Source organism: Klebsiella sp. JN_Kp121 (assembly GCF_040062145.1).
Lineage (GTDB): Bacteria > Pseudomonadota > Gammaproteobacteria > Enterobacterales > Enterobacteriaceae > Klebsiella > Klebsiella aerogenes.
This window is the reverse complement of the sequence record NZ_JBEAHX010000009.1, coordinates 106,443-127,463: the sequence shown is the minus strand read 5'-3', so window position 1 is coordinate 127,463 and position 21,021 is coordinate 106,443. Positions and strand designations below refer to the sequence as shown.

The window sequence follows — 21,021 nt, the reverse complement described above, 5'->3', positions numbered from 1 at the left end:
TTAGATTATTACTTTGTGAATTTAGAAAAACAGGCCAACAATGGTCGCATTAAGGAAACTTACCAACGTAGCACCATATAATAATTTCAAGCCAAAACGAGCCGCGCTGTTACCCTGTTCATTATTCAGCGCCTTAATAGCACCTACGATGATGCCAATAGATGAGAAGTTAGCAAACGATACCAGGAATACCGAAAGTACAGCCATAGTACGTACTGAGAATTCAGCAGCCATACTTTTCAGGCTCAGCATCGCGACAAATTCATTACTTACAATTTTGGTGGCCATCAGACTCCCTGCATCCACCGTTTCATGCCATGGAACACCAACCAGGTAGGCCATAGGAGCAAACAAATATCCCAGAAGCGCCTGAAATGAGATGCCAAATATTGCGGTAAATATGGCGTTCATCATAGTGATTAACGCAATAAATCCAATCAACATTGCCCCAACAATGAGCGCAACCTTAAAACCATCTAAAATATACTCACTTAACATTTCAAAGAAACTTTGATGGCCTTCAGATACGGTAAGAATATCCTCTTGTGGTTCGACCTGATAAGGGTTAAGTAGCGATGCAATTATAAACCCGCCAAACAGGTTCAGCACCAGAGCGGTGACTACATAGCGTGGTTCTAACATCGCCATATAAGCACCAACTATGGCCATTGACACAGTCGACATTGCAGATGTGCACAGCGTATAAAGACGATGTTGAGGTAGAAATCCCAGTTGTTGCTTAACTGAAATAAATACTTCTGATTGACCTAATACTGCAGAAGCAACCGCATTATACGACTCAAGCCGCCCCATACCATTAATCTTACTGAGTCCCAATCCGATGTAACGGATAAGGAAGCCTAGTATCTTCAGATGTTGAAGAATACCAATAAGAGCGGACACAAAAACTATAGGCAAGAGGACGCTAATAAAGAAAGAGAGCTCGCCATGGTTTTGCAAACCACCAAAGACAAAGTTAACCCCTTCACTCGCATAGGCCATTAAATGGGCAAACGCGCCAGCAATAACGGCTATCACCTGGTTACCCACGCTTGTTTTCAACAACAAACCGGCAAACGTAAATTGACAGAATAACATCACGACCAATGGCCGATAGCGGATAGCCCCCCGGTTGTTACTGGCAAGGATTGCAAGAATGAAAATTACTAAAAAACTCATGATACCAATAAGATACTTCATCTTTTCCCCTAACAATCTTCATCCTTAGCTGACAAACCAAAGAATGCGTCAATAAGATTTATCTGAATCATCAGCATAATCAATGTTAGAACTATAACAATGATGAACATCTTTAAAGTGACAAATGTCACAAGAACACAAAATTACCGGTCTTAAAAGTCACTATCATCACATTTTATGTTTGAATGATAACATCACAAAAGGTAAGGGGTCTTTCAATGTAAGAGCATCTGTTTTATTTTCATGGCTTTTTGAAGTTTTCAACGTTTCTGCCGACAGCAATGCTATTCCGGCATCTGATTAGGTAGGATTTTATGAGGCGGTTTCCTGCTGTTTTCCAGCAGGGCCAGGCAGGCCTGGTAGCAGTGATGGGAAAATCTGTATCTATGCAGACAGTCAAAGGACAGAAGAGGCAGAGGTCCCAAAATGGTACCGCTGCCCGAGTATGAAGACGTTTAGTACTGATTAGGGATTTTCTTGGCTATTTGTATCGACGGTTAGCTACCCAAACTATGAGCAAGGAGAGCACTGCGGATGCACCCAGCTTGATTAGCAGAATAACAGATTCAAAGTTATCCACCGCTGCCTCACCGTCACCACTAATCTCCACGTTTTTCTCTACATAATGATAGATGAAATCGTCAGGAAGGATACACACGAATAGGATTGTCAGCACGATAAAGGCAAAAACACATAAGCTCTTTCTCATCGTGATACCACGCATTTGCTATAATCTGGAATACCTTGAACGTCGATTCGCCCGTAAGCCATAAGGCCACGTCCACCGGGAACCCGGACTTTCTTACGATTCAACAGTGAGTGCCGGAGAATCTGAAACTCAGCAGATTGAATCGCCACGGATAATCTAGACACTTCCGAGCCGTTGATAATACTGGTTTTCATATTCTGCCGGTGACATTTGATCGCTAGAACCATGCCGACGCTTACTGTTATAAAACATCTCGATGTAATCAAAAATATCGCTGCGGGCTTCTTCCCGCGTTCCGTAGATCTTTTTCTTTATCCGCTCACGCTTCAGCAACTGGAAAAAGCTTTCTGCAACCGCATTATCATGGCAGTTACCGCGACGGCTCATACTGCCCTCCAGGCCGTGTGATTTCAGGAAAGACTGCCACTCATGGCTTGTGTACTGACTGCCCTGATCCGAGTGAACCAGCACCTGTTTTTGGGGATTACGCCGCCATACGGCCATCAGCAATGTATTCAGGACAATGTCCTTTGTCATCCGGGGTTGCATTGACCACCCGATAATTTTACGTGAGAACAGATCGACAACCACGGCAAGATACAGCCAGCCTTCGTGGGTTCTGATGTAGGTTATATCCGTTACCCAACGCTCATCCGGAGTATCCGGATTGAACTGTCGCTGGAGCCTGTTGGACGACACTATACTGGCCTCGCCTTTACGTGGCCGCGGGCTTCGGTATCCAACCTGAGCCTTTATTCCGGCACATTTCATCAGTCGCCAGACTCTGTTCACTCCGCACTGTTGCCCGGTATCCCGCAGATCCAGATGGATCTTGCGATAACCATAGACGCATCCCGACTCCAGCCAGAACTGTTTAATCTGTCCTGTCAGTCTCAGGTCTGTCTGATGACGTTGTGAATGCGGCTGCTGAAGCCAGGCGTAAAAACCACTGGGATGAACATCCAGCACCCGACAGAGCAGGCGAACAGGCCAGCAACAGATGTTGTCACGGATGAAGGCGTACCTCAGTCGGACAGCTTTGCGAAGTACGCCGCGGCTTTTTTTAATATATCCCGTTCGTCAGTAACCCGCTTCAGCTCTTTCTGGAGACGGCGGATCTCGGCCTGAGCATCTGACTGTTCTTTATTAGTGGAAGAATCCGGACCGTATTTCTTTATCCAGGCGTAAAGGCTGTGGGTGGTGATATCGAGACGTGTTGCAACGCTGGAAACAGAATAACCACGATCAACAACCTGTTTGACTGCTTCAATTTTTAACTCTTCGGGATAACGCTTACCGCTCATGGGCACCTCTCTTTAAGCCATCTTAAATGACTCCGAGGTGTCTGTTAAACCCGTGGCGATTCATACAGAGGGGGCGGTTTGCCCCCTTATTCGTTGGGATAAGAAAATTCAGCAGTGACTAGATGTGACTCTGATTTATCAGATTGGACGTCATACGCGAAGTTATACCTCTTTCCAGATGTAAACTTAAATCCAAATACAGGAAGACACTCACCCTTTGGTACATAAACAGGCTTGTCATCGAAAATCTTGTGAAGAGAGCCGCTATTATCACTATTAATTTGAATAGCAGTGATCCGATCCTGCGGCTCCAGTGGTGACACCACACAAACTTGATTATCTTTGATTAATGCCGTTGTAGATTCACGATCTACCATTCGATCACTAGGCCCAGGGCATCCCGTTAAGAGGAATACAACACCCAGCAACATTTTGTTTTTCATGTTTAACGCCCCTTCCCTGTTACGATTTTCTGGTAAAGCGAAGGAACATCTTGCAACTTATCTACGCCCCTGTACATCCCCATGCGCCCTGCTCTCTGATAGTAAGACCACTTACTGATCCCATAAACCAGCAGTAACCAGTAATCAGCTAAAATAGAGGCTTGCTGTTCAAGAGAGTAATCGGTGAGTTTTTCTTTATCCAGCTTGTAGGTATATTCAGCAGCCCAGCTAAAAGCTCCCCGCATTCTCACCCATTGTCCGTGCTGGTGTTGCCAGACATGCCCCAGCTCATGGATGAAAACATATTTATCTTCGATGAAAACTGAGTTTGCAGAAAAGTCTTCCCTGTACATCGACTTTCTGTACCACAACTCCCCGTTGGGAGTCATCGCATAATTTTGTTTCTGTAGTCCAAATGGTAAATAGCTGTCGCAATGAATCCAGACACGGCTATAAACTATCGAATCACCGAATACCCTACGAGCCATTGCTATCTCGCCTAACGTCATCCGGCGTAATGTTCCTTCCTCTGCCTGGGCGCTCATAAACAGTCCTCCTTGTATGCTTTATATCAGGGTATCCAGGGGGCATAAAATGCGCAACTAACAGATTTTGGGCAATAGAAACCATAAAGCCCCGTTGGTGATACAGCAACAAGCGGAGCGTAACACCTTCATTAGATTGTCTGATAGATCACACCTTATCAGGGTGCTCGTTTACCTTTCGGAGCATGAGCGAAGCGCTGGCAGAGTCGAATCTGTAGCTATCTATCCACCTGTTTATGAGGCTGTGCAGCCTTTACATTGGGCTTAAATGCGTGTGACCAATCTGTCGATGAAATGACAATGCCCAGTTAGGCTTTTGTTCACGTTGTACTATCGCGGTATGACTCTGGAACTGCCGCCAACGTTAAGTTTAACTTTCATCTAACCGTTAACTTCACCTGAAAACTAACAGTGTATTTTTGAGTGGTACTACGAGAGATTGCTTATATATACGGGGTCAGTAACCTGTTTCAAAAACAGAAAGTTACAAAACATGTGTGACTACAAGAGAAATTCTGGAGCGGGCGAAGGGATTAGAACAGACTAACCAACAACTTGAAAAACATATAATTTTCAAGTTATATCTTAACTTATACCCCCAAAGATACCCCCAAAGCATAGAGGCTTTGAAATCAAGTAATCACCTTTGTCGATAAATCAGCAGGAAGCGTGATGATAGCAAATGGCGAGCATACTCAAATGTAGCGACACCATTAGCATCAGTCTAATTACGATTTAATAAACCCAGATCGCGGCGGGCCCTCATGATATCAATAATCGTGAGATATGGCGTTTGTTCTTGCCAGCTAAACCCTCTGCGATCGATACGAACCAGTTCGTATTTTTCCACCAGAAAATTAACGGCATCGGCCAGGGTGATCCCGGCATCAATATGTTCCTGTATAACACGTTCTTCACTGAATGGTGTGTCGTTGAGGGTGAGACCATAATGCTGCTCCAGCAGGCGTGTCAGTAACATTTGCCAGACAGCCACTGGCGACAGACATAGCTTCGCCGCCTGCGGAGTTGTTGCAGGTAGAGTTTTCATATTTGCTCTCGTGAAATTAGTTAGCGGTGAGTGGGATAAACAGCGATGTATACGTAGCCGCAACTGCCAAGGGTGTCGGCTTCGCAGGTAAAACCGTTGTGGTAAAGGGTGATGCAGTGGGCATGGCGAGGATTCATTTCACCCGTGGTCAGCATGGATTCCATCCGGCTGATAAAATGCGGGAAAGTTTCATCCAGCTTCCGGCATTCGGCGTCACTGAATTTACCGGTGATGCTGGCCCGGTCAGCTAAATAATGCAGCCGGTTCCCCTCCTGCACCAGACGTGCTCCCAGGCGTGGCGTGATATCCCGCTGCAGGCCCCATGTAATGTTGCTCATTTATAACCTACTTTATTGTCAGCTCAGGGTAATACTCATCAGGCAAGCATAAGGCCCGTTGCGATCCTGGCGGCGTTCGGCGTACACAGCCAGGACTCCAGTGATATCCGGAACGTTCCTGCCGGTGTAATGACAAACGCTACCGTGCCACTGATATTTTCCGGTGCAGTAACGAAAGATTCGGGACTCAGGATGCTGACGGTATATCGTCATTGCCCGGCGTTTACTGATAATTTTCATGTAATACCTCACAGCAGACCGTGTTCTGCGAACGAGTAGATTTGCCTGCCACCAACAATCAGATGGTCAGGTACGCGGATATCCACCAGTTGAAGTATCTGTACCAGCCGCTGCGTGAGGGCTTTATCAGCCTGGCTGGGCGTTGTCTCGCCGGAAGGATGGTTATGCGCCAGTATCACCGCCGCCGCATTGAAATACAGGGCACGTTTGACCACTTCCCGGGGATGGACCTCGGTGCGGTTAATCGTGCCGCTAAAGAGCGTCTCATGGGCAATAAGCTGATTCTGGTTGTCCAGATACAACACCCGGAACTCTTCCCGCTCAAGCGCGGCCATATGCAGTCGCAGCCATTCACGTACGGCGTGGGTGGAGGTGAAGGCTACCCCGGGCTCATGCAGATGCCGGTCCAGAATCCTGAGGGCGCGCTGGATGAGACGCCGGTCCTGTGGCGTTATCTCGCCGGGTAAAAAGGAAAGCTGTTTCATTCGTTGTACCTCCGGTCAGTCGATGATGCGCAGAATGGCGTAAGCTTCAGGATGCTGCAGGGCATAGTCCCGCAGGCGATAATAGTGTGCGTTCATTGCGTCACATTCTGTACGACAGGCGTGATGGCTGTATTCAATCAGGCAAACAGCGATACCTGCGGCTTCTGCGCTCATTTCCGCACCATTGCCGTTCATGCCGTTGAGCAGATGCCATTTATCACCATCGTCAGCATCAGGGGCCATAAACGCGCCGCCATTACTGAGCGTGTAAAAGGACCAGATACCACCGCTGTACTCATCACAGAAGCGTTCCATCCAGGCGAAAATACGGGGTTCCAGCGTTATCCATTGCGGGATAGCGCCAAAGTACAGCGGCCAGAAATCGAGGCGCTGTTCGTCAGGTACTGGTGTTACAGTGAGGTCAAATTGAGGTTCGTTAGCGGACATCAATTCGCATTGCGTTTGTGTCGTCATGGATATTCTCCGTCAATAAAAACGCCAGCAACGATGGCTGGCGTATGGGAAATAAAGGACATACAGGAATGATGAATGGGTGTGGTCAGGAGGAGGATGCTCTGAGGATGCCTGACTTGCGGATATAACGGTTAAGCCCTTCACCGGCATCCGGTTCAAAGCACCACACCCGCCAGATCATTCGACCTTCAGAGTCGCGAACCACCAGGCGGAAGTGACTGCGCTGGTCATCTTCAATAGCGATGTTTTGATACCGGCGGGTAACCGCTTCAGCCTGCTGTCGGGTAAAAGGTCCCGGTGGCAGCATGTGAGATTCAGGCATTCGGTGTACCTTAAAAGCAAAAACCCCTGACGCTGCCGCGTCAGGGGTTGTGGGTGTATGCAGGTGTGAGGTGATAATCAGTAACCAGTTTGTACCTTATACAGCCGCAGGGTTTTGCTGCCCCGGACAATTTTCACATACAGGGCATTATCTTTCGTGCCTCGCACAAAACTGGCCTGCACATCGCCCATACAGTCACCACCGTCGTAAGGAATGTTGACACCTGTCTGGCGCACCAGATCGATAACCCCGAAGCTTAGGTCCTCACAGGCCGGGCCCGGCAGGTCCTGAATCAGGGCAAATTTATGGTCGTCGCTGACACCGGTCAGTGAGCACATGGAGGTGTTGATATCGTTACCCTGGCACCAGTACTCCTGGCCGGGATTGTCTTTATCCATCAGACTTGCCGGAAGTTGAGCGGCACCGACACTGAATGCAGCAAGTGACAGAATGAGGGCGGGTACAGCAGAGGTCATTATTTTCAGCATGGTTTTCTTCCTGAATTAATCCAGCCCGCTGTCGGGCAAAATGAGGGAGGTTGATATCGGGGGTTATCAGAAGCGCCGGTAGCGAAACAGCTCTTTGCCCTGGTAAAGTGCCACCAGGTCGTCATATTCAGGCTTCTTCTGGTTGGGCTTAAAGGTCACTACCGTACCCGGACGGCACAAGTCTTTTACGGTGAGACCGAATTTCTTGTCCGGAGTAATGGTGAATCCCTTCGACACATCGTTGTGCATGATAGTTATCCAGCCCCACAGGCCGCCTTCGCAATCTTTAAAGGGTGCGGAACGCACCGTGACCATCCCGCCCTGACGGTCAACAGACATGGCTTCGCATTTTCCGGTAACCTGTCGATGCGCATCACACCAGAAAATATTCCCGTTGTTGTCATTGACGACTGCAGGTAGCGTCCGGTTATAGGGCTGGGCCTGAGCCCCCGCACAAAGCAGAAGGCTGCCGGTAATACCCAGTACTTTAATCAGTGTTTTCATTATGTTGGTCCTTAACAGAGAAAGAATCAGGTAGCGGTGATTCAGGCCCATACGGTCAGGGCCAGCATCAAAAGCCATACCCAGAAGTAAGCCGGTTTCTGACCGAGAGTTTTCGCCCGCCGCCACAGATAGAACGGCACCAGCCAGGCCAGTTTGCCGAACGTGGTGGTGTCCACTCCGGCCTTACGCAGGCGTCGTTCATCGAGATACCCCAGAGCAATATTGAGCAGCAGCGTGATAAACCAGTACTGCCCAGCCGAGACGGCCTCATATGCCTCGTCAAAAGACATTCCGTTTAGCCCAGCAGCCCACAGCTCAAGCGCATAACCAATGAAGGGAGCAAATGCCAGCGTCCATACCACTCCGCCCGGAATGCAGTTTCCTGGCAGTGCCGGTGGTGTAGTGCTGTGGAGCAGCGCCGAAGCCAGCGGGGTAGCGGAGACCGGTTGCCACTCCGTCATGCCCTGTCGCCATACCAGAGTGGATGCAGTCAGTTCACCGCGCATAATCAGGCCGGTGATATCGTCTTCAGTCACATTGTCGTGACGTATGCCATTTTTCTCGTAATGCCAGGTCATTGTTTTTCCTTCTTAACAGAGGTAATTAAATCAGTGTGTTGCCCCGCTCCTCCTCAGAGGGCCCAGGAGACAGGATTTCGCGAATACAGCTGAAGTGCGGTAGAGCCCGGATAAAGCCCGCCTGTGTGGTTAACTGGCAGAGACGTTTTCGCGGGGTAAAAGTGGTGTTCAGAACTGTCACCGCATGGATGGTCGCCAGAGGGTGCACGGTGATATGCCCGTTAAGTTCACCGGTGAGGTACCAGCAGCCGTCGAGTGATATCAGGCGGTACGGAGCCAGCCCGTCACAGCGCTCTCCCTCGGCCAGCAGCAGTACCCGCTGGCAGGCGGTAATGGCACTGACGAGACGGTAGAACACCAGTGAGATGGCCGGTGACACAGACTGTGGCGGCTGCCATACCAGACACGGCATCCCTCCCGCAGTGAGCAGCATGCCCGCCAGACGCCGGTCCAGCCCCGGAAAAATATCGGCCAGTCCGGCCCGGTGCGCGAAGGTCAGCGCATCAAGCTCGCCCTGTACGCCCCCACCGGTGCTGCGCAGGCGACATTGCCCCCGTCGATACTCAAGGTCGAGGTACATCAGCCGTTCGCGAAAATCCCGTCGCAGGGTACGGACTGACACACCAAACTCTGCAGCCAGCCGCGCCATGTTCAGCGTTTCACCTGCAACCAGGCGGCTGATTATCAGTGACAGCCTGACAGCCAGCCGGTCATGACGGCGCTCTGCCTGTGTCATCTTAAATCTCCGTAATAGTTAACTGACTGAATATGAAATGATTCTAAAGAGGAGGGCGGACAGGGTATGGACATGGAATGAACTATTTTTTATCTGCCTCCGTAAGCAGGCCTGACGCGGCACATCGTGAAGTGCGGTGAAAAAACACTCAATCTAATGGAGGTAAAACGGACAGGGAGTGTCCTTTCCTAACATGCTGATAACAAACTCAGGACTGAAACCCACTCAGCATCGCTTCAGCCATCACCCAGAGAGCCCGGTTGAGCTTCACATCTCCGTCGATACCACGCACGGCGCGGGTATGTGTTCGCCCGCCTTTTGCACTCCGGCCACTGAGCCCGCCCTTAATCAGGTTCTCCTGAATACGCTGGTATGTGGTCCACAGATCATTGCTCTCATCCTGCCAACGGCGTGGGGAGAGTATCTGAGGTGCTGTCACCGGCTGGTGGTCCTCACCAAAACGGTACGTCAGTGCAGCCTGTGCCAGAGCCTGTTGTGCAGGTGGCGGCAGCATCAGCGACTGCATGGCATCCCGCTTCTCTTCCACACGGTCAAAAATACCCAGCACTTCATACGCCCCTTCAATCACCTGACTCACCACATCCCCTTTGTGCGGCACCCGCACCTCGCCAAACGACTCACCGCAGACGAGTCCGTTCTGGCATACCGCACGAAATAATCCCGGCAGCATCTGATACGAGCTGGTGCCATCATGGGAGTTGAGCAGAATAATTTCCGGGACCTGCTTGCCGGTAATTTGCCCCTCCCGACGCAGGCGCAGCATGTGCTTTGTATGCTCGCGACGCCCAGGGTCACGAACACGGGTCTGGCAGGCAAAGAAAGGCTGAAAGCCTTCACGCTGCAGATTTTCAAGAACGGTAATGGTTGGTATCCAGGTATACCGTGCGCTGCGTGACGCATGCTTCTCCTCGCTGAAAACACTGGGCACCACGCGAAACAGCTCTTCGCGGGTTAACGGACGGTCACGACGGATAAGATTTGCAGCGCCAAAGCGCGAAACCAGACGGGTCATAAGCAGACTCCTCATAACGGGAAAACAAATAAAAGAAAGCCCCGTCGCACAGGCGACAGGGTTCAGGAAACTACGGGTTAGAAGGGTTAATGTTCAGAAGAAGAAATTCCAGACTGCACGGGCGACTGATACCACGATGTCGCGCACAGACTGGATGACTGCCCGAACCTGGGCCGGTATCAGGGGCATGGAACTTACTGTATCCAGTACCGAGCCGACCGTTTCACCAAAATCGTCACGGGCTTTTTTATTAACGGCATCGGTACGAAGTGGCGCACTGAGCTGTACTGCCACCTGACTACTGGCCTCCCGTGGCAGGCAACGAATCATCCGCTCAGCCATCATCCGCAGCCCCCACTGCAAACGTATCGACACCGCACAGACAGGGTTTACAGGTTGGAACAACTCATGCAGCAGACAGATTTTGCGGCTGATGTTTTGTTTCTGCTCTGTAGACAGCTTTTCACCACCGCAGGCGGGTTCAACCTTGTCGGACTGGCTGATAACAAACAACACCTTATGCCGGTATGCTTCACCAATCACCTGCCGGTAAAAATGCTCATCTACGGCCAGCGCCCGATCATCACCCTTAATCAACCACAGAACCAGATCCAATTGGGGGAGCTGTTTACGGTAAAGCGCGACATATTCAGCATCCCGCAGTTCGGACTCCCCAACACCAGGCAGGTCCATAATTGTCATAAAGCGTTTGCCTAACTGCAGGCGAAACCGCAATGGTTTTCGAGTACAGGAAGCTACATCACTGACCGGCGAAACCTCACCGGAAAATAGGGCATTACACAGAGATGACTTACCTGCCCCTGTTTTGCCCATAATGCCTATCACAGGCTCATAGTGAGTAAGCTGGTTTATTTGTTGCAAAATACGCTCTGATGCCCACTGCGGCAGAACGGAAAGCGACTGCTGAAACGGCTGCAAACCTTCAGATTTGTTCATCACTAATCCTCTGAAATGAAAAACAAAAACGGCATAACCATGGGTTTCTGCCGTTAATGGGGTATGTTCAGAGTAATGATATATATCTGTAATCTTTTTTAATTTTCCCAACTTTTCAGTTTAGCTTTTGCGTATGCATCATTGATCAGCATCTCAATCAATTCATTGATTTTCATTTCATTTTTACTGGTCAAATAATCAAGCTGTCGCTTACTGCCTTTGCTAATATAGGTATTGAGAACCTTTTTGTTTGCAACACCATCTCTGAATTTTTTCTGACTCCATGCTTTTTTTATTTTTATAATAAACAACTCAACTTCAGGATCGGACTTATTTTCAACCCATTGATCAAAGATTGAATGAATTTTCAGATTCATACTCTTTACAAACCAAAAATCCACATTACCATTAATCATTTTATTCTTATCGAAGTAAGACATCACCCACTGATAATCTGCCAGGTATTTAGCATCATGTCTAGTTGATGAGAACCAGAACGGATTGCTAAATTTTTTCTGGATACGGAGCCATGACCTTTTCAAACGCTCCAAGTTGGAGCGGATATGGTTAAAGCTTGAGACACGACATTGATAATCGATCAAAAGAATTAACCCTTCATAATTTACGCCACCCTTATCAGAACCAAGGCTCCATTCAGGCAAATCGATATCAAGAAGAGAGGGATTGTTATTGTTGGCATATAGTTTATATTCGGCATGAATATAATTAGCAACAAATGACAACGAACGTTCACAATCGATCCACTCAAGTTCACTAAAAGGTATTAACTTACCCTCAACCTCTCGCTTACTCTTTTCAAAAAACTCCTCCGCACTCCAATATTTAACCATTTCTTTTTTATTAATATAGTTAACGCAAGACTCTTTGAAAAGAGTGGCATTATCTACTCTTTCCACTAATTCGCGAGACTCATCAACATGCATTAGCTCAGAGTGAAAAATATCCCGAAAAAGCCATAAATTTACTCTTTTTATCCAGAGTCGGGTCACTAGTTTTTCTGTACTCATCATAACCTCAAACGTAACAACAATCGTAGAAAAAGACGTAGCACTCTACGTGGTATACTACGTTCTTATTTTGATTATCATAAGCCTCTCCACCTGCATTTCTTGCCTTGATTTCAAGGCATGTTTGAGAAACTTTGACGTAAGTCATATAGAGCGTTTCACGGAAATACTGAAAATTGGCTCTGCTCTCACCTAAGACAGTCAAGGATAGCGGGCTATATGAATGTGAAAACTGTAGAAAAATGGAGGCGTCTATCAGGTTAAAACATAATTAAGGTTAATTGGTATTATAGAAAGCAGATCTCAATCTAACATCCCAACCTCGGGATGATAGATATCCGTCATAAGTGATTGAACCCTGCTTGACAGAAAAAACAGATGCACTAGTTCCTTTGAATACATCCAAAGGAACAGAGCAATGCAAAGACATTACCCACATTTAAAGAAAATCATCCCTAACGACTTCCTGCTGAATTTGATTAATCACCATCTCAATCAGATCCTGGCATGTCACGCCAAGATACTGGCGTTTCGAATGGATTTTGATTATCAGCGGGGTACTAACCGATTCATTCGTAATTCCTCCGCCGAAATACAGGACGACCTTAGAGAACTCACTCAGGCGATGATGAACCTTCCAGGCGTCACTGGTATTTTTTGGGTACTGGAATGGACTTCAGAAGGTGCGGTGCATGCCCATGCGATTTTCTATCTTAATGCTCAGGAACATCAGAAATCATTCCCGTTCATTTTACAGGCAGAAGAACTGTGGTTAGAGATTACCCATGGCGAAGGTAAATCTCAGCGATGTAAGCCAAATGAATATCATCGGGATAACATTAACAAAGTTGTTGAATATCACAATCATGAAGCCCTAAACAGCCTAAGACGTATAGCCAGTTACCTGACAAAAGAAGACCAGAAATATAGTTATCCGATCTGGGGATGCAATGAGGTCCCACTACCTGCAAGACAGGGAAGACCCAGAAAATATATACCAAGCTAATACTTTTTTTTACGCCATCACCGGTACCTATGCCGGAGCGGGAAGTAACAAAAATAAGACCTTCTCCGGTTTCCATTCAGATACCGGAGAATAAAATCATGACTATTCAAATTTCCCTGCTCGAAGACCAGTTCATCGATATGGCTTTCATTACGCAACTCACCCAGTTGACCGATAAATGGTTTTACAAACTTATTAAGGACGGTAAGTTCCCAAAACCCACCAAATTTGGTCGCAGCTCCCGTTGGCGGAAAAGTGAAGTTGAAGCCTGGCTTCAGGCGAGAATCGACGAATCACTCAGCTAGATACCTCTCCTTACATATCACTTTCCTGACAGGCAAACGCTTTATCCTCTCATAGCGGAGGTTTGCGGCTGCCTGTCATTCAGTATTCAGGGATAATCCACCATGAAAGAGACAAAGACGCGATATAACAGTTTGCTAGTCAGCTATCAACGCTGGCTAAACGGGTTCACAAAACTGGCCATCATAAATGGCATGTGTCATCCCAATATTCAGGCCAGCCACCATCTGATGGTGGGCAGTCTGTACTTTCCCGGCGTAGGGCAGATGACTGCAGTGGTACCACAATGCCTTTACCGACTGATTTACGGAAGTCAGCATCCAGAGCCAGTGTCGGTATTGACTGATATGCAAATCAGCCTTGAGACAAGGCAAAAAACTTTACTGCACCACCCAATGTTGGAAGGGATATTACTGAGTGAATGTATCCGCCTCAAACAACGCCCACTGGCAAATAGGCTGATTAGCCTGTTACACCAATTCAGTTCACCGGAGCATCGCCACAAACTGGTCTGGCTATGTTGGTACGATTTGATGATGGGTGCGACGCTGGAAGACTGGTTGGATAACCTGAAACGTAAGGCACCTGAAGATCTAGGCTTGTGGCTGGTTGGACGGCAGGAGGAAAATATATCCCTCACGCAAATGATGGATGAATATCTGCTATTTACCGGCCACTAATATCAGTTCCGATCTGTGCCGAACCGCTTTACTCCTAGAAAAAAAGCAGAGCTCCTCCCCCTAACAGTCCAATGGAACGCTTCTTCAAGAGTCTGAAGAACGACTGGGTACTGGTGGCGGGTTACGCAAGCTTCAGCGATGCAGCTCACGCCATAACGGACTATATCGTTGGATATTACAGCGCGCTCATGCCGCATGAATATAACGGTGGGTTACCCCCAAACGAATCGGAAAACCGATATTGGAAAAACTCTAGCGGTGGTCAGTTTTAGTTGACCACTTCATCCACAATGATATCCACTTTTAATTTGGATAACCTTTTTACTTCGGTTCAGGGTGCTGGAGCAGGTCACATCCGTATCTGGCAGCAGTGGATTGCCTGAGGGGTCAGATCCTCGTTCACAGTGGACCTAAAGCTCGGTTAGCTCGTCCGCATTGAGCGAAATATAGTCATTGACTACGGAATCTCTTTCCGGCGAAATGCGCTACTAAATAGCTAGCGCGTGCGCAATGGCACGCTAGTGCTGATATACGTCAGGAGTAAAGCGTGATGTAAATTTTTCTGATGAATTTTCAGAATGTATCATCCAGGCTTACCGATGGCAGTGTTGTTTCGGATCAAAAAGGTGTGAAATATAAACAGCAGTGCTGATGTTTAAATAATTATCAAGTCTGGCATTATGAGAGCGAAACTTAACTTATGCGAGGATCGCAAGTATGCTGAATCTTATCGTTGTCGGAAACCCCAACTACTACACTTTTTTTTCTGAACCCAGCGGCCATGACTCTTTCCCAGTGTCGCGACTCTTCGAATCCACGCCAGAGTCCCTCAGAAGCAGATTGCTTCCCCTGACTGAAAAAACCTATCATTTTCTTCAGGAACTGCCCGTTGTATTTATGTCCGAGCCGGAAATTGAATTCGATGAAGATAATGAAAAAATAGGTTATTTCAGCCACATCCGCTTAGGAAAAATCAGCAAGATAAGTACGTCCGTGTATAACAGAGAAAAAGTTTTAGCGTTTGAGTATGAAATTACCAGTGATATCGGCTACAAGCCCTTAACCAGCGATAAAGAGTACGTAAGTGAGCTGGAGTTGGGCAGTTTCGGACTAAACAGAACGTTCTGGGCGGTCAAAGAGATTGCCGTAAATGAGATTCTGCGTGTTTTAGGCCTTGAAGGCTATTCTAATGTTGAGCCCGCAGCAGCGAGTGCGGAAGCACCGGAGAATAATGAAGAACTAGAGATCATTGCGGATATCAATCAATACTTGCAGGTGATACTCGATCATACACAGGGAAACGATGAAGAGGTATTTTACCGCGGTCACTCGGACATCAGCTACCAACTGGAACCCTCACTGTTCCGCAAGGATACTCAGGGTAACTATCGCTACCGCCATCACGAATCGGACATGATAACAGAGCTGCTGACCGTGCAGCCCGCCGAGTTCAAAGACGATCGGTATATGCTAGATAAACTCGTGCGCATGCAACACTATGGCCTACCCACACGCCTGCTTGATGTATCAACAAACCCCTTGATCGCACTATATTTTGCCTGTTCTAAAATCAAGCACGATGAAAATAATCATGAAATTGACGGGAACGTCATTATTCTGACGACGCCCAAAAGTGAAATTAAGTTTTTCGACTCGGATACCGTAAGTTGCATAGCCAATCTTTCCCGTCTTCCCTCTCGCTTCAAAAGCAGCCTGAAAACTAATCTCACCATTCCGGCGTTTAACGAATCTGAAGAGTGCGGACAACTACTACACCTGATCCGCGATGAAAAGTCCTATTTCAAAAGTATCATCGATCCGGCCCATCTAAGTAAAATTGTTGTGGTCAAAGGTCGGCTCAGTAACGCACGTATTTCGTCCCAATCAGGCGCTTTCCTGCTCTTTGGTGAAAACGTAGACCTACCGGAAACGGGACTCAGTACGCTGAACATCAAAAAGCTTGTTATTAGAAACAAAGAGCATCTGATGCAGCAACTGAGCCGCCTTGGCATTAACGAAAGCACGGTGTACCCCGGTATTGAGAAGGCGGCTACGGAAATTGCAAAACTATACGATGGACGAATCTGATAGCGCTCTAGTCGCACGGCACGGCTGTGTGCCAGCATGGGCCCATAGCCGCTTTAATCGCCGTGCAGAATGCAGTTTTCAGGTAACTTCAGAGAAACAAGTGATCTCATTTCGTTGTATTTATTAGCTGCGGAGTCATTAATGGAAAGAATCAAGAGGAATCCCGAACGATTTGAACCCTTTGAGCTTTTTTCCTCGTTGGGCCAGATCTATAATTACGATATTAAAAACCCCGAGCACCAGGATGATTTTATACAAAAGGTCACCACGTCATTAATCGCTTCCCATCAGAATCCAATTCTGCTGAACGGGAAAAGAATAGAAAACCTATTTAAACACGTTTGCGCCGCACTGAACCACTGCCAGTTTCTTAAACAGGAAGACGCCGGAGACATGATGTCAGCCGATCCCGATCTGGTGGCACCTGACTACCGCATTATACTGAAGGATCGCCGTCAGATCTTTGTGGAAGTAAAAAACTTTAACGCGGATGACGTGACTGACGATTATCGCCTGAAGAAATCGTACAGTGATAAGGTTGAAAATTACGGTGAGCTCCATGGTATTCCAGTTTATTACGCCATCTACATCAGGATGCTGCGCCGGTGGGCGCTGGTTGCACGCTCCTCAATGAAGGAGCTAGAGCGTGAACATACCTTGACGCCGGCCTCGGCGCTCGCAAAAAGTGAGATGTACCTGCTGGGCGACCTATCGATAGCAACAGAGCCCGATCTGGTTTTTGAGCTTATCCCCGACCGGACCAAAGAAGTTTCAGTTAGTCCCGAAGGCATCGCCCATTTTACAATTGGCGGGATTAAAATTTACTGCAATGACAGAGAAGTAACGGATAAATTTGAAATGAACACGGCGTTTCATCTGATGCGCTACGGAGAGTGGCTCTGCCCCGGTTCGGAGGCAATATTCACTGATGGTCAGCTTGAGAGCATCCGATACACATTTTCCCCGGAAGACGACGAAAATTACAAAAGACAGGGTTTCGACTTTATAGGCACGCTGAGTTCGCTGGTCACGTCGGCCTTTAACGAGCAGACTGTGCACGACAGCCAGGTCAGGTCAGTTGACACCCGGCAGAATGTCAGACTTTTCACGGTAACCATCCCTGATGATTACAAAGGGGGAGGCCTGCCTCTGTGGCGTTTCTCAATGCAGCCAAACTATGAATTTACCGATTAAGAGTAATAGTGAGACATTTAATCGGGATAAGTCGCTCGCTAATTCGTTGCTACTTCACCAACTTATAAATGAGAAGACCTAGCCTAATAACCTCACAATCAACTTCATTGCGGATCCCCAAAGATAGACGGGCATAGGCGGCTTTTTATCACCTAAGCGTCAGCACAACATAAATGATCGGGCCAATGGAATGACCTGTTCCCCGTTGAACAACACAGATGGTTGTTAGCCACTTCCGCACTTGGCATGACTTGTCCCACCGTTTGATACGTTACTATCTTAGTAATGTCCGCTTCTGGCACGAAGCTATCGTAGGTTAGGCCCAAGGACAGCTTTGAGCGAGGAGCGGACGTCGAGCTCACATGGGCACATTACATTTGTCGGAAGAGCGCTAAAAAGGTATGATTCGTTTGAGTACCGCACTTACATTATTGTGGATTATTGCAAAAAAGAACTATTCAAAGCATAGTTATATCAATCATAAATTTAGAGAGGCCTTTCATGGGAATTGATAGCCAGAAATCTCGATCAGAAGAAGGATATGACTTCCAATTTGATCAGGTACAGAGAATTTTCAATAGATTCAAAGGTTTTACAACAGTTCGTTTCGAGGATCTTGCTGGCCGCCCGCTTATTTTAGATAAAAAAGGTCCTGATGGGGGTTTAGATTTGATAATTAAAATCGAAGCAAAAACACCAGCGGCTGAAAAAAAGATTCATACAATCGTAAAAGAAATTTTATTGAACAATGATTATTAATCATGTTGATAATAGTACTGGAATTCAAAGATCGTAAAGTGAATCGTGTCATGCTAGATCAGATAGTAGGCAATGCTTTTAGAAACAATCTGACGCCGCCATCTGAAATAATTGTCAAATGCAGAGGCTTTACTAATACAGTGCCGATAGCCATTGAACAATATAGAGTCAATCGTGGTGTGGTTGTTCACATGAGTTTATGCTAGGAAATAGTATGTATATAACAAACTTGATTTTAGATAAAATAGACAAAAATAAACCGCATGTTTTTTATAACAGCGCCGCAAAAACATTCGAGTTTAAATATGAAAATAACATTAAATTTATAACTGGAACGAAAAAACTCTTCAACGAAGAAAAAATATTCATTGAAAATTCTGAAGAAGAAATAATTGACTGTGAACGTATTTCTGAAGATTTCATAGCACATTTCGTTAAGATAAACACTTTCAACTACAAAAGACTCTTACAAGAAATTGCTAAATATCACAAAAAAAAGTTAACTGAAGCAACAGAATTTTATGCAAAAAATGCTCTAACAATTCTCCCTGAGGCAGAACTAAAAGAGCTTAATGAGCTTGGTGATTTTATTTATTTCATCAGTATTTACAAGGAATTGTGCGATGCAGAAGATTACAAAGATTATGCATATTATTTTTATATTGAAAAACCATAGGGTAAAACACCTATGGTTAATCTGAACATTGTGACTGGAAGTAAAAAGAGCTGCTAGATGTATGAAAATGGCTAAAACCAACAGTGCACATCATACTTCTAGCAACTAAAACACAGGAGAAATGATATTTTTGCTATGCATTATTTTTATTGATACTTTCAAACATTTCAGAAGTAATGAAAAAAACCTCGTCATTTTCAATAGATATTAGATCTGGATGATTACTAGGCGAATTAAATGTGTTATGTGCACCTCTTATAGTTGCAGTTGATGTTTTGAATGTAATATCTTCATCAATAACATATCCGTAGCTCGTTAATCCCTCGTTAGCAAGACCATCGTCACCAGCTGGATAATTTTTATACTTTACTTGATTGTACTTACTGTCAAGTAATTTTATAAAAGCCTTTTCTGCATCAGCGACCAATCTCTTCTTATCCAAAGAACACGGGATGTCAAAATCATCAATATTGAGTTGTTTAACACTTAGATCTTCAATATCGAAGAGAAATATGTACAACTCATCTGTTAACCTAGCTGTTGGGGTATACTGCGTTTCATTCGACAGAATTTTTAGTCTATTTTTATGCCCAGAGTCAAATAGACGGCTAAAACTATCATTATCTTTAGATATACCTACGTAATATAGGTCAAAGGTCGTAAATGGCAATACGTTATCCAATCCATTGATATTTATTCTTTTACGCCAAAAATCATACAGAATTTTATCTGTTGTGGCCCAATAAAGCGGTTCGCCTTTTTTATTTTGTATGTCCCATATCCTGACATGTTGCTTTCCTATCTCAATTTCTATTTCGTCGAAAAAATCCCCAATCAATTGATTAATTGAGACTGAAAGCCCTGTAACTTTAACTGATGAACACTCTAGGTCAAAATAGAACTCTCGAAGATCTTGATTTACCCCGTAATTTGAAAAAAATAATTCATGTCGCTGGGCTAACATATAAAACTTGCTATGCTTAACATATTCTCGTACCGAGTCTATTTCTGAGAGCCACTCAGCAAGTTGATTTGATATTGGCGGGTACACTAACTTTAAAAAATTCAGAGAGGTATACATATACATATTCCATCTTTTATTTTAAAAAACTGATTATAAACGTTATATGTTTTTGCTTCCAGCTTAGTTCTCAATTAAACAGTAGTAATTCAATCTATTGTCAATCGTTATCGATGCCCCGAAATTAAGGAACTAAAGTAATTTTCTGGGGCAATCAGACTTTATACACCTTTAAAAACCAAATGTTTTACTTAAGTAATTAGAAAATTCCCATATCTAAAACATCTCAAGATTAAGAGAATATACTAAGGCCAACGTCCGCTTCTGGCACAAAGCGGGCCGCCTGAAGCGTTGCGAAGTCTGCTATGAGCGAAAGGTGGACGCCCGCATAGTGTTAACAGGCGTCCGATATTTTAAAGTGGGCAGATTACTTAACACGCTTCCCCGTTTCGCCAATGACTTTCTCACCATCCTCTTTGTTAAATGCTCCTTTCTGACGTTCCGGAATGATATCCAGAACCAACTCCGAAGGACGGCAAAGTTTAGTTCCCAGTGGCGTCACTACAATCGGGCGGTTAATCAGGATCGGATGCTGAAGCATAAAATCGATTAACTGATCGTCAGTAAACTTGTCTTCGGCAAGCCCCAGTTCTTCATAAGGCTCGACATTTTTACGCAGCAGCGCCCGTACTGTAATCCCCATATCTGCGATAAGTTTGACCAACTCATCGCGTGACGGTGGATTTTCAAGGTAATGAATGACTGTCGGTTCATTACCGCTGTTGCGGATCATCTCCAGCGTATTACGCGACGTGCCGCAGGCTGGGTTGTGATAAATGGTGATGTTGCTCATATCAGTATC

At 46.1% G+C, this 21,021-nt stretch carries 26 protein-coding genes and 1 pseudogene; 8 read left to right on the top strand and 19 right to left on the bottom strand.

Features of this window, described 5'->3' with window-relative positions; genetic code table 11:
- Positions 1-21: 21 nt before the first annotated feature.
- From ABLU86_RS15025 to ABLU86_RS14945, 17 genes are all read right to left on the bottom strand, one after another.
- On the bottom strand, positions 22-1,200 hold the full coding sequence (locus tag ABLU86_RS15025) for a nucleoside transporter C-terminal domain-containing protein (protein ID WP_047056776.1): 1,179 nt from the start codon (positions 1,198-1,200) through the stop codon (positions 22-24).
- Between the two features lie 865 nt (positions 1,201-2,065).
- Positions 2,066-3,213 (bottom strand): IS3 family transposase gene (locus tag ABLU86_RS15020; RefSeq protein WP_110916187.1). Its coding sequence is split into 2 segments (ribosomal slippage): positions 2,066-2,976 and positions 2,976-3,213, totalling 1,149 coding nucleotides; the frame shifts between segments, so codons are not numbered across the junction.
- An 86-nt stretch (positions 3,214-3,299) separates the two neighbouring features.
- Positions 3,300-3,656: a putative T6SS immunity periplasmic lipoprotein gene (locus ABLU86_RS15015; RefSeq protein WP_047039329.1), complete on the bottom strand. Its 357-nt coding sequence runs from the start codon at positions 3,654-3,656 to the stop codon at positions 3,300-3,302.
- Positions 3,657-3,658: 2 nt separating this feature from the next.
- Entirely contained in the window at positions 3,659-4,201 is a 543-nt protein-coding gene (locus ABLU86_RS15010; protein WP_020077982.1) for a type IV secretion protein Rhs, read from the bottom strand.
- 724 nt (positions 4,202-4,925) lie between these two features.
- Complete coding sequence (locus tag ABLU86_RS15005) at positions 4,926-5,249, bottom strand: TA system toxin CbtA family protein (protein WP_174263302.1); 324 nt, start codon at positions 5,247-5,249, stop codon at positions 4,926-4,928.
- 20 nt (positions 5,250-5,269) lie between these two features.
- Positions 5,270-5,587 carry a type IV toxin-antitoxin system YeeU family antitoxin gene (locus ABLU86_RS15000; protein WP_047461821.1) on the bottom strand — a complete coding sequence of 106 codons (318 nt, stop codon included), beginning with the start codon at positions 5,585-5,587 and terminating at the stop codon, positions 5,270-5,272.
- Positions 5,588-5,605: 18 nt separating this feature from the next.
- Positions 5,606-5,827 (bottom strand): DUF987 domain-containing protein, encoded by a 222-nt coding sequence (locus ABLU86_RS14995; RefSeq protein ID WP_348796185.1) that lies wholly within the window; start codon positions 5,825-5,827, stop codon positions 5,606-5,608.
- A gap of 8 nt (positions 5,828-5,835) precedes the next feature.
- The gene (locus ABLU86_RS14990) at positions 5,836-6,312 is read right to left on the bottom strand and encodes a RadC family protein (RefSeq protein WP_348796186.1); all 477 of its coding nucleotides are present in this window, start codon (positions 6,310-6,312) and stop codon (positions 5,836-5,838) included.
- A 15-nt stretch (positions 6,313-6,327) separates the two neighbouring features.
- Positions 6,328-6,786, bottom strand: a complete 459-nt coding sequence (locus ABLU86_RS14985; protein ID WP_348796187.1) for an antirestriction protein — start codon at positions 6,784-6,786, stop codon at positions 6,328-6,330.
- Between the two features lie 85 nt (positions 6,787-6,871).
- Positions 6,872-7,108: a DUF905 domain-containing protein gene (locus ABLU86_RS14980; protein WP_126509430.1), complete on the bottom strand. Its 237-nt coding sequence runs from the start codon at positions 7,106-7,108 to the stop codon at positions 6,872-6,874.
- Positions 7,109-7,185: 77 nt separating this feature from the next.
- A complete protein-coding gene (locus ABLU86_RS14975; RefSeq protein WP_348796188.1) occupies positions 7,186-7,596 on the bottom strand; it encodes a hypothetical protein in 411 nt (136 codons plus the stop codon).
- 66 nt (positions 7,597-7,662) lie between these two features.
- Complete coding sequence (locus ABLU86_RS14970) at positions 7,663-8,100, bottom strand: hypothetical protein (protein ID WP_057059560.1); 438 nt, start codon at positions 8,098-8,100, stop codon at positions 7,663-7,665.
- A 41-nt stretch (positions 8,101-8,141) separates the two neighbouring features.
- Positions 8,142-8,678, bottom strand: coding sequence for a DUF4339 domain-containing protein (locus ABLU86_RS14965; RefSeq protein WP_348796189.1), 537 nt, complete (start codon positions 8,676-8,678; stop codon positions 8,142-8,144).
- Between the two features lie 25 nt (positions 8,679-8,703).
- The gene (locus tag ABLU86_RS14960; RefSeq protein ID WP_348796190.1) at positions 8,704-9,414 is read right to left on the bottom strand and encodes a DeoR family transcriptional regulator; all 711 of its coding nucleotides are present in this window, start codon (positions 9,412-9,414) and stop codon (positions 8,704-8,706) included.
- Positions 9,415-9,622: 208 nt separating this feature from the next.
- Positions 9,623-10,447 (bottom strand): DUF932 domain-containing protein, encoded by an 825-nt coding sequence (locus ABLU86_RS14955; RefSeq protein ID WP_348796191.1) that lies wholly within the window; start codon positions 10,445-10,447, stop codon positions 9,623-9,625.
- 93 nt (positions 10,448-10,540) lie between these two features.
- The gene (locus ABLU86_RS14950) at positions 10,541-11,404 is read right to left on the bottom strand and encodes a GTPase family protein (RefSeq protein ID WP_348796192.1); all 864 of its coding nucleotides are present in this window, start codon (positions 11,402-11,404) and stop codon (positions 10,541-10,543) included.
- A 98-nt stretch (positions 11,405-11,502) separates the two neighbouring features.
- Positions 11,503-12,414 carry a hypothetical protein gene (locus ABLU86_RS14945; protein WP_348796193.1) on the bottom strand — a complete coding sequence of 304 codons (912 nt, stop codon included), beginning with the start codon at positions 12,412-12,414 and terminating at the stop codon, positions 11,503-11,505.
- A 436-nt stretch (positions 12,415-12,850) separates the two neighbouring features.
- Here ABLU86_RS14945 and ABLU86_RS14940 point away from each other — a divergent pair, with 436 nt between their 5' ends.
- From ABLU86_RS14940 to ABLU86_RS14905, 8 genes and pseudogenes are all read left to right on the top strand, one after another.
- On the top strand, positions 12,851-13,438 hold the full coding sequence (locus ABLU86_RS14940; RefSeq protein WP_025760239.1) for an inovirus-type Gp2 protein: 588 nt from the start codon (positions 12,851-12,853) through the stop codon (positions 13,436-13,438).
- A gap of 98 nt (positions 13,439-13,536) precedes the next feature.
- Entirely contained in the window at positions 13,537-13,743 is a 207-nt protein-coding gene (locus ABLU86_RS14935; protein ID WP_023233126.1) for an AlpA family phage regulatory protein, read from the top strand.
- Positions 13,744-13,845: 102 nt separating this feature from the next.
- The gene (locus ABLU86_RS14930; protein WP_057067453.1) at positions 13,846-14,421 is read left to right on the top strand and encodes a hypothetical protein; all 576 of its coding nucleotides are present in this window, start codon (positions 13,846-13,848) and stop codon (positions 14,419-14,421) included.
- 62 nt (positions 14,422-14,483) lie between these two features.
- Positions 14,484-14,693, top strand: a pseudogene (locus tag ABLU86_RS14925) (IS3 family transposase); the annotation flags it as partial.
- 445 nt (positions 14,694-15,138) lie between these two features.
- A complete protein-coding gene (locus ABLU86_RS14920; RefSeq protein WP_348796194.1) occupies positions 15,139-16,509 on the top strand; it encodes an FRG domain-containing protein in 1,371 nt (456 codons plus the stop codon).
- A gap of 141 nt (positions 16,510-16,650) precedes the next feature.
- Positions 16,651-17,703, top strand: a complete 1,053-nt coding sequence (locus ABLU86_RS14915) for a hypothetical protein (RefSeq protein WP_259118642.1) — start codon at positions 16,651-16,653, stop codon at positions 17,701-17,703.
- Between the two features lie 501 nt (positions 17,704-18,204).
- Positions 18,205-18,462 carry a hypothetical protein gene (locus ABLU86_RS14910; protein WP_348796195.1) on the top strand — a complete coding sequence of 86 codons (258 nt, stop codon included), beginning with the start codon at positions 18,205-18,207 and terminating at the stop codon, positions 18,460-18,462.
- A gap of 214 nt (positions 18,463-18,676) precedes the next feature.
- Positions 18,677-19,138: a hypothetical protein gene (locus tag ABLU86_RS14905; protein ID WP_348796196.1), complete on the top strand. Its 462-nt coding sequence runs from the start codon at positions 18,677-18,679 to the stop codon at positions 19,136-19,138.
- A 133-nt stretch (positions 19,139-19,271) separates the two neighbouring features.
- On the opposite strand, the gene ABLU86_RS14900 is transcribed toward ABLU86_RS14905, so the two are convergent.
- Together ABLU86_RS14900 and arsC are read right to left on the bottom strand one after the other, a co-directional pair.
- Positions 19,272-20,219, bottom strand: a complete 948-nt coding sequence (locus ABLU86_RS14900) for a hypothetical protein (protein ID WP_348796197.1) — start codon at positions 20,217-20,219, stop codon at positions 19,272-19,274.
- Positions 20,220-20,586: 367 nt separating this feature from the next.
- Positions 20,587-21,012, bottom strand: coding sequence for a glutaredoxin-dependent arsenate reductase (arsC, locus tag ABLU86_RS14895; protein ID WP_348796198.1), 426 nt, complete (start codon positions 21,010-21,012; stop codon positions 20,587-20,589).
- Positions 21,013-21,021: the final 9 nt, after the last annotated feature.